This is a genomic window from Gelidibacter sediminis (assembly GCF_004364975.1).
Lineage (GTDB): Bacteria > Bacteroidota > Bacteroidia > Flavobacteriales > Flavobacteriaceae > Gelidibacter > Gelidibacter sediminis.
The window spans coordinates 234,348-247,801 of record NZ_SOBW01000008.1 but is presented as its reverse complement, the minus strand read 5'-3'; the positions used below and the strand labels follow the sequence as shown (position 1 = coordinate 247,801).

9 protein-coding genes are annotated in these 13,454 nt (G+C 38.4%); 1 reads left to right on the top strand and 8 read right to left on the bottom strand.

Going from position 1 to position 13,454, the window contains the following annotated elements:
- Positions 1-243: 243 nt before the first annotated feature.
- The 4 genes from BXY82_RS07720 to BXY82_RS07705 all read right to left on the bottom strand — a co-directional run bounded on the left by BXY82_RS07720 (position 244) and on the right by BXY82_RS07705 (position 6,985).
- A complete protein-coding gene (locus tag BXY82_RS07720; protein WP_133757628.1) occupies positions 244-3,015 on the bottom strand; it encodes a helix-turn-helix and ligand-binding sensor domain-containing protein in 2,772 nt (923 codons plus the stop codon).
- A gap of 113 nt (positions 3,016-3,128) precedes the next feature.
- Positions 3,129-3,857, bottom strand: coding sequence for an MIP/aquaporin family protein (locus BXY82_RS07715; RefSeq protein ID WP_133757627.1), 729 nt, complete (start codon positions 3,855-3,857; stop codon positions 3,129-3,131).
- Positions 3,858-3,881: 24 nt separating this feature from the next.
- Positions 3,882-5,378: a glycerol kinase GlpK gene (glpK, locus tag BXY82_RS07710; RefSeq protein WP_133757626.1), complete on the bottom strand. Its 1,497-nt coding sequence runs from the start codon at positions 5,376-5,378 to the stop codon at positions 3,882-3,884.
- A 65-nt stretch (positions 5,379-5,443) separates the two neighbouring features.
- Entirely contained in the window at positions 5,444-6,985 is a 1,542-nt protein-coding gene (locus BXY82_RS07705; RefSeq protein ID WP_133757625.1) for a glycerol-3-phosphate dehydrogenase/oxidase, read from the bottom strand.
- A gap of 180 nt (positions 6,986-7,165) precedes the next feature.
- On the opposite strand from BXY82_RS07705, the gene BXY82_RS07700 reads away from it, so the two are divergent.
- Entirely contained in the window at positions 7,166-7,918 is a 753-nt protein-coding gene (locus BXY82_RS07700; protein ID WP_133757624.1) for a DeoR/GlpR family DNA-binding transcription regulator, read from the top strand.
- Between the two features lie 23 nt (positions 7,919-7,941).
- Here BXY82_RS07700 and BXY82_RS07695 read toward each other — a convergent pair whose 3' ends face one another.
- The 4 genes from BXY82_RS07695 to BXY82_RS07680 all read right to left on the bottom strand — a co-directional run bounded on the left by BXY82_RS07695 (position 7,942) and on the right by BXY82_RS07680 (position 13,454).
- A complete protein-coding gene (locus tag BXY82_RS07695; RefSeq protein ID WP_133757623.1) occupies positions 7,942-9,414 on the bottom strand; it encodes a sulfatase family protein in 1,473 nt (490 codons plus the stop codon).
- A gap of 276 nt (positions 9,415-9,690) precedes the next feature.
- Positions 9,691-11,814, bottom strand: coding sequence for a methylmalonyl-CoA mutase (scpA, locus tag BXY82_RS07690; protein ID WP_133758616.1), 2,124 nt, complete (start codon positions 11,812-11,814; stop codon positions 9,691-9,693).
- Positions 11,807-13,177, bottom strand: a complete 1,371-nt coding sequence (locus tag BXY82_RS07685; RefSeq protein WP_133757622.1) for a methylmalonyl-CoA mutase subunit beta — start codon at positions 13,175-13,177, stop codon at positions 11,807-11,809. Before BXY82_RS07685 ends, scpA begins: the two co-directional genes overlap by 8 nt.
- Positions 13,170-13,454, bottom strand: a complete 285-nt coding sequence (locus tag BXY82_RS07680; RefSeq protein WP_133757621.1) for an FtsB family cell division protein — start codon at positions 13,452-13,454, stop codon at positions 13,170-13,172. Before BXY82_RS07680 ends, BXY82_RS07685 begins: the two co-directional genes overlap by 8 nt.

Sequence of the window (13,454 nt, the reverse complement as noted above, 5' to 3'; positions counted from 1 at the left end):
TGAATTTTAGATGCGTGACCTATGTAAAGTTAAGCCCAAAAAAACTTAAGCTGGTAAATAGCACCTCGATAAAAAACGAACATGGTATTTTATTTAAGAAAACATTAACAAGAGAGGCGTGGAAGTTCGCATAAACATTAAGGGGTCTATTGTTTTTCTAAATGTAAACTTTTTTAACACAAAGCACTGATTTAGAGGTGATGTAGTGGTTTTGTCGTGGTAAATATATCACCTGTAGTGGTGTCAAAAATTTAAGATGTACTCAACGAGACCTTCGTCATGCTCTAATTGCAATCGTTTTCGGAGACGATAGCGTTTGGTTTCGACACTTTTGGTAGAGATGTTTAGTAAAGGTGCAATTTCTTTGGAAGATAAGTTTAATCTGAGGTAAGCACAAAAGCGTAAATCGTTAGGCGTTAGGTTGGGATGCGCCTGTTTTAATTTATCTAAAAAGTCTTTATCAGCATTATTAAAAGCCTGCTCAAAAAACTGCCAATCCTTCGTAGTATTTAAGTTTTTATCAATCAGTTCTACAGCTGAACTAATTTCTGAAGTGGCTCTACTCTTCTTTAGTTCTTTTTTAATACTATTCAACACTTCATTTTTCTTTATAATACTCATTGTTGAAATGGCCAACTCTCTATTTTTACTTTCAATATCCTGATTTAATTTTTCATTCTTAATTTTCATTATCGTTTGTTCATTCTCCAGCTGCTCATGTTTCATTTTTTTGTGATAATAACGCTTATAGGTTTTGTGTGTGATAACCCCAAGAAACACGAGAATTAAAACATAAAAAACTACGGCCATATTACTGAGATACCAAGGTCTATTTATAGTAAAGCTATAAGATTCTAAATTTTGAGAGGGCTCATTACCAATCAGGGCGCGCACTTCAAATGTATAATTTCCATAAGAAAGATTTTCAAAGCTAGCTCGGTGCTCATTGGACCATTTACTCCATTTTTCGGTAAGTCCAATTAAGCGATATTGATATTTAACTTCAAGAAATTTATCGAATTCAGGAACTGAATATTCAAAATTGATGATTCCTTTTTTATAAGCTAGTTCCACTTCAGCATTAACATCTAACAATTGATTCTGTTCATCTTGTCCTAAAAGGGTTATAGAATTTAAATAAATTTGATAGAGCTCTGTGGATGCTATTTGTGAAAGATCAATGGTGATATATCCATTAGCTGTACCTAAGAGGTATCTGTCCTCTTTGATTAAAGAGATGTTTTCATATCCAAGTGGACCTTTTCTTAAGTATGATGGAATAGAAATGGTATTTACTTTAGGTTTATTTGACACATCATCGGTAGTTATATAGATGATATTAGCTTTTGTAAATGCCCATAATTTATTCGTTTCATCTACTATAAGCTTGCCTGAAATATAATTATCTCCTGTAAATAATGTGCTCAGAATACTATCTCTTTCAAAACTGGCACTTTTGTCATCAGATTTAAAAACGCCATCTTCAGAAGCAAAAACAATTTTATTGTTATAGGCAACTAAACTAGAATTTTTACCAACAGGGAGTGCCTTCTCCATATTTAGTTCTGTGACTTCAGTAAATTGTTGATTAAGTTTTAATCGAAACACACCCTTATATTCATGGTTTACCCATGCTTGATTGGCTGTATCAATTGTAAAATAGCGTGATGAATTTTTAAATCCCTCAATTTTGTTCCTCAACTGCCACTTTCCATCTATATTTTGTAGAATGTTCAATCCACTATAGTTGCCCTGAAGTATTAATCGAGGGTCATTAGGTATGGTCTTAAAATCCCAAGTTCCTAAAACGGTACTTATTTGTTGTGCTTTTGCACCCTCAATTACAAATGTCCCTAAATGATGGCCGCAAAATAAGGTGCTATCATTGTATTTATAGAGACTCCATACTTGACCTTCTGTACCTTCTATCGGCTTAAAATCGGCATTACGATCTTCAAGTTTCCTATAAAATAGACCTTGATTAGTTCCAATATAAAGCACATCTTTAAATACCTGCGAAGCATAGACGGTTCCCATCACCCCTTCATAATCGTACAAGGTTTTGATAGCTGATTTTGCATTGACGCAATCGATTCCATTATCAAGTCCAGCCCAGACATTTTGAGCATTGTCTTCAAAAAGTGACAACACGGTGTTGTTGCTCAACCCTCTTTTTTGAGTAATTTGATAATCAAGTGCACCTTCTTTTGTAACATGTAACAAACCATTAGAAATAGTACCTACCATATAGGACCCATCCTTCAGTTTTATTCCGGTAAAGACACTGGTACCATTCAATATTTGATCAGCTTCAATATTCCATTTTTTTAGTTTTCCATTATTAATAGAAAAAAAACCTTGATTTCTGGTAATAATTGATAATTGATTATCCTCTTCAAATACATTTACAATTCTGCCCTTCTCAACGATATCTCCAGCAGCTATTAGTTTGGGTTGGCCAGCATCAATACGATACAAACCTTCATTGGCCACATGAAAATATATGCGATTGTTAACCTTAAATAATTTATAAATAATGTTTTGAACCTCTATAGTTTTGAACTTCTCAGTCTCAGTATTGTAAAAGTAAATATGATCGTTGGTCTGAAAAAGAACCCATACATCATAATTAATAATATTCCATACCTGTTCATCCTCTACTTTCCTAGATTTAAGTTGTGGCAGGAGAGAAGTATATTCCAAGACTCCAAATTGGTTGGTCATCCAATAGCCAAATTCTGCATAACACCCCGTGTAAATCCTGTCTTCAACCACGTGAACCGCACGCATAATGGTATTATTAGGAGAATCATACAATGTCCAACTTGCACCATTAAACTCTAAAAGACCACGATTGTTAGCCACATATATAAAATTATTTGGAGCCTGCGAAAGCATCCAATTCTGGTTGTCGCCTCCATAATCTTCAGAGGAAAACTGTGCTATTGGTGGCATTTCTTGACCATAGACCGTCAAGTTTACAATAAGAAAAAAAAGAAGTAGAAAGATTTTCATGAAATACTATGGTCAGCAAAAAGACTTACTCATGGGCATTTATAAAGATAGTTGTTGAAATTGATAATACAAAATGGAAGGTTGTCATAAAACAAGACATTACATTCTATATCCTAAGATAATGCCAACATCAAAACCGCGGCTAAACAAGCCCCAACAATAGGTCCTATTACGGGAATCCAAGCGTAACTCCAATCATTGGAGGCTTTATTTTTTATTGGTAATAATGCATGCATAATTCTCGGCCCTAAGTCACGGGCAGGATTAATGGCATATCCGGTAGTTCCACCTAAAGACAATCCAATAGACCACACCACCAACGCTACTGGCAATGCACCTAAAGACCCCAAACCTATGACCGTTTCAGGTTCCGCTAGAGTTGCATCCGTAAAATACAGCACTGAAAAAATGAGCACGAAGGTGCCCACAACTTCACTCATAAAATTGCTGAAAAAATTCCGAATAGCCGGAGCAGTACAGAATACTGCTTTTTTTGCGTTGGCATCTTCAGTGGCTTTAAAGTGATTTTTATATACTAACCAGACGGTTCCTGCGCCCATCATGGCACCTAACATTTGCGCCAAAACATAGATCATAACATCCTGCCATGGGAATTTACCGGCAACAGCCAAGCCAATACTAACGGCCGGATTTAAATGCGCACCGCTATGAGGAGATGCCACAACCACCGCCACATAAACAGCCAGTGCCCAACCAGTAGTTATGACAATCCAACCACTGTTATTACCAATAGTTTTGCTCAATACAACATTTGCCACAACACCGCCCCCTAACAGGATTAACAATGCTGTTCCTATAATTTCTGAAATAAATGGTGTCATCTCTTGTTACCTATATTATGTTTATTAATCGTCTTTAGTCCAGTATTCTAAAGCATCAATGGCTCTATACCAACCTTTGATATCCTCTTCTATGGCCGTCCTATCCTGTTTAGGGGAAAAACGTTTGTCTGTTTGCCAAATTTGTTGAATTTCTTCCGGATTTTCCCAATATCCAACAGCTAAACCAGCTAAAAATGCGGCACCCATTGCCGTTGTTTCTACTATCTTAGGTCGTACAGTCTCGGTATTTAATACGTCTGCCTGAAACTGCATCAACATACTATTGATGGTGGCACCTCCATCTACACGCAGTTCTTTAATTGAAATGCCAGCATCAGCTTCCATGGCTTTAAGAATATCCATAGTTTGGTAGGCAATCGACTCCACAGCGGCACGTGCAATATGAGCATCTGTACTCCCTCTAGTGAGTCCGAAAATAACCCCTTGGGCATGCTGATTCCAATAAGGCGCACCAAGTCCTGCGAAAGCAGGCACAAAATAAACCCCTTCAGAACTTTCTACTGAACCTGCTAAAGACTCCACCTGTGTGGACGTTCTAATAATTTTTAAACTATCCCTTAACCACTGTACCACTGCACCTGCAATAAACACACTACCTTCAAAAGCATAGGTCGTTTTACCATTGATCTTCCAAGCCACGGTAGTTAACAAATTATGCTTAGACACAACGGGCTTGTCCCCTATGTTCATCAACATAAAACACCCTGTCCCATAGGTATTCTTCACCATTCCTGGCTTAGTACACATTTGGCCAAATAGAGCAGCTTGTTGATCTCCAGCTATTCCTGCAATTGGAATTTTAGAATCATAAAATGTAGATTTGGTATGCCCATAAATTTCACTTGAGGCTTTCACTTGCGGCAACATACTTTTAGGGATGGTCAATAAATCCAATAATTCATCATCCCAATCCATGGTGTTAATGTTAAAAAGCATCGTTCTGGAGGCATTTGTCACATCGGTAATGTGCTGCTCGCCTTTGGTAAAATTCCATACCAACCAGGTGTCGATGGTCCCTAAAATAAGGTCTCCAGCTTCAGCTCTTGCTCTGGCGCCTTCCACATTATCAAGAATCCATTTCACTTTGGTTCCTGAAAAATAAGAATCGATAACAAGCCCCGTCTTCTTTTTAATAACATCGTTTTTTCCTTGCTTTTTCAACGCATCGCAAAAGTCAGATGTTCTTTTGTCCTGCCAAACAATGGCATTATACACTGGTTGTCCTGTTTTTTTATCCCAAACTACGACGGTTTCTCGCTGATTTGTAATCCCTATAGCCGCAATATTCCCTACATCCAAACCTTTTTTAGCAATAGCTTCAGCGGCAACACCAGTTTGGGTGGACCATATTTCTAAAGGATCGTGCTCAACCCAACCTGGCTTTGGAAAATGTTGGGCAAATTCCTTTTGAGCAATAGAAATAATATTGCCTTGCTTATCAAAAACGATAGCTCTAGAACTCGTTGTACCCTGATCTAATGCGAGAATATATTTTGCCATAGTATAATTTTTTACATTTAAAAATAAAACAAAAACAGCTCTTAAAATCTTGAGCACGCTAGTATTTATAAGATATATTGATTTGCTAAGTGCGTAAATTCTTTGATTTGTGATTGTTTCCAATCCTCATTCTTGCCTAAATATGCTGCTAATATGTCAGCAACTATAGGTGCACATTCTTTTGCTGCCCTAGCATCCAAAAACAAGATACGGACACGCCTTGCCAAAACGTCTTCTACTGTAAGTGCCATTTCATTCTTCACAGCCCAAAACACCTCAGCTTTTAAAAACTCCAATCTTGGATGCAATTTAGCTCCGAGTTCTGGAGACTCCTGGATTAACTGTTCAATAGCTTTTTGATCTGTTCCATAAATATACAGGTGATCAGTGTCATCAGCCGACCCATCAGCACCATGAATGGCTAAATGTTTTGTTTGACATTCCCGATGCGGTAATTTGCCTAAAAAGATGATCTTGTTTATGGTGTCTTGAGCCATCTTTCTATAAGTGGTCCATTTTCCGCCTGTAATAGTGATCAAACCAGATGCCGACACGATAATTTTATGACTTCTTGAAATTTCCTTCGTTTTCTCTGAAGCATCCTTAGGGGCCGCCAGCGGACGCAGGCCAGCAAAAATACTCAACACATCAGCCCTGGTTACCTGCTTATTTAAATAGGCATTAGCAGTTTCCAAAATAAAATCGACTTCTTTATCAAGTGGTTTGGGCTCCAAACTGTGACTATCCAATAAGGTGTCTGTAGTGCCAACAACCACCCTGTGATGCCATGGCACCAAAAAAAGCACTCTTCCATCAGCCGTTTTAGGAATCATGACAGCATCATCACCGGGCAAAAAAGAACGGTCTAACACCAAATGAATGCCCTGACTTGGCCTCACCGTATTTTTAGCTCCCGCAGTGTCCATCTGCAGAATTTCGTCAGTAAATACGCCCGTAGCATTAATGACTACTTTGGCATTAAAAGTATGCGTTTTATGAGTCTCGTTATCTACGGCTGTAACACCGTTAACTTTTCCGTTCGCATCCTTTTGTAAACAGCTCACTTTAAAATGATTTAAAAGCGTTGCCCCCTGTTCAATAGCAGTTTGTGCAATATTAACCGCCAATCGCGCATCATCAAATTGCCCGTCATGGTAAACCACCCCACCTTTAAGATGTTCTGTTTTAATGGTTGAAAGTCGTAAAGAAGTGTTCTTTTTAGATATTCTGGTCGATTTACCAAAACTTAATTTGCCAGCCAGAATATCGTAGACTTTTAACCCTACGGTATATACCAACGAATCCCACCATTTATAATTGGGAATGATGAACGATTGATTTCTAACCAAATGGGATGCATTTTTAAGCATCAAGCCTCTTTCATAAAGCGCTTCCTGAACCAAATCAATATTCCCTTGAGCAAGATAGCGTACACCACCATGCACCAGTTTAGTGCTCCTACTAGAAGTGCCTTTGGCAAAATCAGATTGTTCTAACAACAAGGTTTTATAACCTCTTGTAACGCTATCTAAAGCCATGCCCAGTCCGGTAGCCCCTCCCCCAACAATAATAACATCCCAGTCAGGATTGTTTTCTAAGGGTTTCATTAATGTTTTTCTATCGAACAAAGTCTGTAAATATTAGTACTATTTGTTTTATATGGTTTCAAATATAAATATTATTTTTTCTAAATGAAACAAAACGAAACTTTTTTATGTTAAACGAAACCTTAAAACATAATTTATAGGTCGATAGCTTTCATTTGCTTATATTTGTGAAGCACACTTATGAGAAGACATCAAATTATATTAGAAAAACTAGCGAAGGAGGAACATCTTGAAGTTTCGGATTTATGTGAACTACTAGATGTTTCTGCAGTTACTATTCGAAAAGATTTAAGATTGCTGGAGGAAAAGGGGCTCCTTTATCGCACCCATGGAGGTGCCTCATTGGACAATCCCTATATCAATGAAAAGGCAATTGGCGAAAAGGAAAAAATTTCTGTAGAAGAAAAAAATGGGATTGCAGAGTGCGCTGCCCGATTGATAGATGAAAATGATTCCATCCTTATTGCTTCAGGTACTACGGTACAAGCCTTGTCAAAATTTATCAAACCCAAAAACAAATTAACGGTAATCACCTCCTCATTGCATGTTGTCCTGCATTTGATTCATGATAAAAGCATTGAAATTCTCCAACTTGGAGGCTATATTCGCCACTCATCAGGCTCCGTTATTGGGTCCTATGCAGAGCACATTTTAGCCAATGTTTCATGTAGCAAGCTTTTTTTGGGTGTAGACGGACTTGATTTAGATTATGGACTTTCCACCACTAATTTAGAAGAGGCACAACTCAATAGACAAATGTTAGCAGCTGCACAAAAAATTATTGTTTTAGCGGATTCTTCCAAATTTGGCAAAAAGAGTTTTGCCAGAATTTGCGATATAGATCAGATTCACGAACTGATTACCGATAAAGGTATTTCAACTGGGTTAATAAGAAAATTTGAAGAAAAAGGCATTAAAGTCACCATTGCATAACACTTAAATAACAACACTACTATTCAGTTACTTATGACATTTGCCTCCATCCACGCCTTATAAGCAGCCTCTAATTCTTTTACCTTCTCAGGATGCATGATTGCTAAATCTTTACGTTCTCCTGGGTCATTAGAAAGATCGAATAATTTAAGTGTAAAATCATCCCGGATTGGCTTGATATATTGTGCGGAAGGTTCACTTTTCCAGTGATTTTCATTAGTATTGGTCAATTTCCAATCGCCTTTTCTTACCGCCCAAGTTTTTTGCCATTTCCATACCAATAAACGGTTAGGGTCTGGATTGAATAGACTGATTCCATCCACCTTAGAATCGGTTATCTTTATGCCAGCAATTTCCACCAATGTTGGCAGAATATCAAGTGCAGACACATTTTCATTTCGAATGGCTCCTGCTTCTACTTTACCCGGCCAACTCATAGCCATAGGCACACGGATACCACCTTCCCATAACGAATATTTACCTCCCGTTAATGGGCTATTATTGGCACCTGTAAGTGGTGAGCCTCCATTGTCAGAAACAAATACAATTAAGGTTTCTTTTTCTAATCCCTGTTGTTTTATAGCATCCAAGACGCGACCAATATTATCATCCAAACAGTTCAAATTCGCTAAGTAATAATTTCTTAGGTCCTTATGCTGAATGGCGCCAACACGAGAATACTTGTCGTAATACGCAGCGTAGGACCCTGGCTTGTGTTTTCCAAAAGCTTCCATAGCATCAGGATCATAATTAGGAATTTCCTTCACATTATATTTGTCTAAATACTTCTTTGGCACTTCATGTATCAGATGGTGTACGGCGCTATAGGATAAGGTGAGAAAAAATGGCTGGTCCCTTTTCTGTTTGATATAGTCAATAGATTCATCCGTCAAAATATCGGTTAAATAACCCTCCTTATAACTTTTTTCACCCATATTATGCATCAACGGCCCCAATAGCGCACTCGTTCCATACGGATCTGGTGTTCTGTCCTTTATTTCCTGTGAATTTAGCCAATAATCATGTGCATGTGCGCTAAACCCTAGAAATTCGTCGTAGCCATGTTGTAAAGGATATTCGCGTACATCATTTTTATGAAAATTTCTCCCTAAATCATTTTTGCCTATGCGGGCTGTGGCATAACCTGCTTCTTTCAGATATTCAGCAATGGTTTTGACATTGTCCGGAAGTCGTGGGCCCCAACTTGCGGGTTTATCCCATCTAAATTGATTCTGTCCGGTAAGGATTCCCGCCCGAGACGGACTGCAAACTGGTGCGGTTACATAAGCCTGAGTGTAAACGGTTCCCGATTTTCCTAATCGGGTAATATTTGGCGTTGAAATTTGCTGATCATGATTCCTAAATGACGAAAAGTCAGCATAACCCAAATCATCAATCACAATCAATAAAATATTTGGCTTGGTTTCTTTTTGTTGCATCCCTGTTTTACAAGAGAACAAAATGCTAAGCAGTAACATTGCGAATAGATTTTTCATGATTTTGATGAGTTTATTTTAAAAAATAGTACACCGGCAAAATGAGGATTATGTGTAACACTGATCGCTTTATGTTTCAGTGCTGTAATTAGCAGCACATCAGAAAAAACTAGTGGAGTGTAAACTTGCATTACTTCCTCTTAAGTCTTTGCTTCGATGGTACACTCCAAAAATATCGATTTCATAATTGAAAGAAACAACTACAAATAAAGCCATCATTTAGTTCATTACGTTATACTTATTTATAGTACTGAGTTTAGCATTCCCTTAGGATAATCAATCGATTAAAATTTCCAAGATCTGGATCGCGGCATCGCTAATGCGTGTTCCTGGACCGAAAACAGCTATCGCTCCTGCATCAAATAAATATTGATAATCTTGTTTCGGTATGACGCCACCAACGATGACCATAATATCCTCCCGACCATAATTTTTGAGTTCCTCAATAACTCGCGGCACCAGAGTTTTATGACCTGCTGCCAAAGATGACACGCCTAAAATATGCACATCATTTTCTACAGCCTGTTTTGCGGCTTCTTTAGGTGTTTGGAATAAGGGACCGATATCCACATCAAATCCAACATCAGCATAGCCTGTAGCGACAACCTTAGCGCCTCTATCGTGACCATCCTGCCCCATTTTTGCGATCATAATTCGGGGTCTACGCCCGTCTTGTTCCGCAAATTTATCGGCCAGTTCCCGTGCTCTTTTAAAGGAGCTGTCGTCTTTTATTTCTTTGCTATACACGCCTGAAAATGATTTTATCTGAGCTTTATATCTCCCGAAAACGTCCTCTAACGCATCGCTAATTTCACCTAAAGTAGCGCGTTCTCGAGCAGCTTCTACAGCTAAAGCTAATAAATTACCCTTACCCGTGCGTGCATTTACAGTTAATTTTGACAATGCTGCGGTCACTTTGGCAGCGTTGCGTTCCGATTTAATACGGTTCAAACGTTCTATTTGTGAAAGTCTTACGGTTTGATTATCGACTTCTAAGGTTGAGATTGGATCTTCTTTATCCAAGCGGTATTTGTTCACGCCAACAATGATGTCTTGTGAGGAATCAATACGTGCTTGTTTGCGCGCTGCCGCTTCCTCAATACGCAATTTAGGAATCCCTGCTTCAATCGCTTTGGTCATTCCTCCAAGCTCCTCAACCTCTTCAATCAATTCCCAGGCTTTTTGGGCGATGTCGTGGGTTAATTTTTCCACATAATAACTTCCTGCCCACGGATCGACGGTTTTGGTGATGTGGGTTTCCTGTTGTAGGAACAGTTGTGTATTTCTCGCTATTCTTGCTGAAAAATCGGTTGGTAAGGCAATCGCCTCATCCAAAGCATTGGTGTGTAAACTCTGAGTCCCGCCAAAGGCTGCTGCAGCGGCTTCAATAGTGGTTCTGGCAACGTTATTAAACGGATCTTGTTCCGTCAAACTCCATCCGGAGGTTTGACAATGGGTACGTAATGACAGTGATTTATCGTTTTTCGGGTTGAATTGCTTCACTAATTTTGCCCATAACATACGAGCGGCACGCATTTTAGCAATTTCCATAAAGTGATTCATGCCTATCGCCCAGAAAAAAGATAAACGCGGCGCAAATGTGTCAATATCCATCCCTGCATCGAGTCCTTTTCTAATGTATTCAAGACCGTCAGCAAGGGTATATGCCAATTCAATATCAGCTGTAGCACCAGCTTCTTGCATATGATACCCAGAAATGCTAATACTGTTGAATTTAGGCATGTTTTTACTCGAATATTCAAAAATATCTGAGATGATTTTCATGGACGGTGTTGGCGGATAGATATAGGTATTCCGCACCATAAACTCCTTTAAAATATCATTCTGAATGGTACCTGCCAATTGCTCAGGCTGCACGCCTTGTTCTTCAGCGGCTACAATATAAAATGCCATAATGGGCAATACCGCACCATTCATGGTCATGGAAACGGACATTTTATCTAGTGGAATTTGATCAAAAAGCAACTTCATATCCTCTACAGAATCGATGGCTACTCCTGCCTTACCAACATCGCCCACCACACGCGGGTGATCAGAATCATAACCGCGATGGGTTGCCAAATCAAAAGCTACAGACAGTCCTTTTTGGCCTGCCGCCAAATTTCGCCTGTAAAAGGCGTTACTTTCTTCAGCTGTAGAAAATCCAGCATATTGCCTGATCGTCCATGGTCTACGCACATACATGGTAGAATAAGGCCCGCGAAGGTTTGGTGCCAAACCGGCAATAAAATTAAGATGTTCTAATTGGTCTAAATCCGCTTTCGAATAGGTAGACTGAATATCAATATCTTCGGCCGTTCTAAAAGGTTCTGCATCTTGATGTTTAACGATTTGATCTTTATGCTTTAAAACGATATGTTGCACATTCTTTCTACTCATCATCCAATCGTTTTTGTTCAACAGCTTCTGCCAAACGTTTTTCAATAATAGGCTCTATTAAGGTTTTTACAGGATTTTTCTTTACAAAAGGATACAGTTCCAATTCATGCGCCATTTTATCACTGACATTAGGATGCTTGTTGGTACCCAATAAAATCAATTCACCTTTATCAAATTGTTCCTGTTCTTTTACGGCACTTTCCTTAATTTTATTTTGAATAATGCCTTCCTTTAACTGATGAAGAAATCCACCATTAGCTTCAATATCTTTAAACAAGGCTAAAGATTTCTCTGCCAATTGATCGGTCAGACTTTCTATATAATAAGCCCCATCTGCAGGATTATTAACTTTATCAAGGTAGCTTTCGTGCTTTAGCACTAACAATTGGTTTCTTGCGATGCGCTCAGAGAATTCGTTATCCTTATGATAAATAGCATCGTAAGGGGCATTACATATGGTATTTGCACCACCAAAGATGGCGCTCATACATTCCGTAGTGGTACGCAACATATTGGTGTTATAATCGTACAAAGTTTTATTGCGCCTTGTAGGCTTAACAAAAATCAGACATTCAGTATTCCATCCGTAAGTCTCAGCTAAAAAACTCCAGAGTTTCCTTAGGGCACGGAGTTTTGCAATCTCAAAGAAATAATTCGTGCCTACGGACACATTAAAAATCACTTTAAAAGATTCTTTTGCCTCAGGAGTGAGAACGGCATCCAAATGATTCAAATACTCGTTAGCATGGGCTAAGGCATAAGCCAACTGCTGCACCATATTAGCACCAGCATTTTGATATAAATTGAGGTTGATTGAAAACGAGTTTGTATATTTTACGATATCTATAAACTGAGATTGGTCTGAACTTAGATTATTAAACCAATTTCCAGTTTTGGCCAGATTGCCAATAATATCAGTGTGGATATGGATATTTTCCTTACTTGGAATATAATCGAACTGCTTAACAAAATCTTCAGACAAGAACTGACACTCAAAAAATACGGTGACTTTTGTCAGATTGATGTTAACTAAAAGATCTTTAATGACAATCGCTTCTGATGGTAAAATAAATGTAATACTTTCCGCCCCTCGCGCAATGGCATTGACAGCCTTAAAATTGGATTTTTCAACATTAGCCACATAGATGGCTTGACATATCTGCCATTCCGTGGCCTTGGTATTAGATACTTCTGGACGCTTTTCAAACTCATCGGCGTGGTAAAAAGGTTTCACATGAATCCCTTCATCCGTTTTCCAGATTAAGGTTTCATTATAATCAGCCCCTTTTAAGTCATATTGAATTAGCTGTTTCCACTGCTTGGAAGTAGCCTCAGAAAATTCATCAAATAGCGTCTTACTCATAGTCTTCTTGGCTTTTTATACTATCTTCATATTCAATAATATAAATTTCTTCATTCTCTCTTTTCATGTAGTATTTTTCGCGCGCTAAACGTTCCAGCCCCTCCTCTGTACTTAAGGCTTTGATGGCTTTTTTATCTTTTAAAATCTCTTTTTTATAATAATCACGCTCATCTTCCAAATCGTTCATTTCTGAATTCAACTCATGATGAATCAGATACGAGTTGGCATCAAAAAACAGCATCCACACACCGAACACGATAAATATGAGCACGTACAT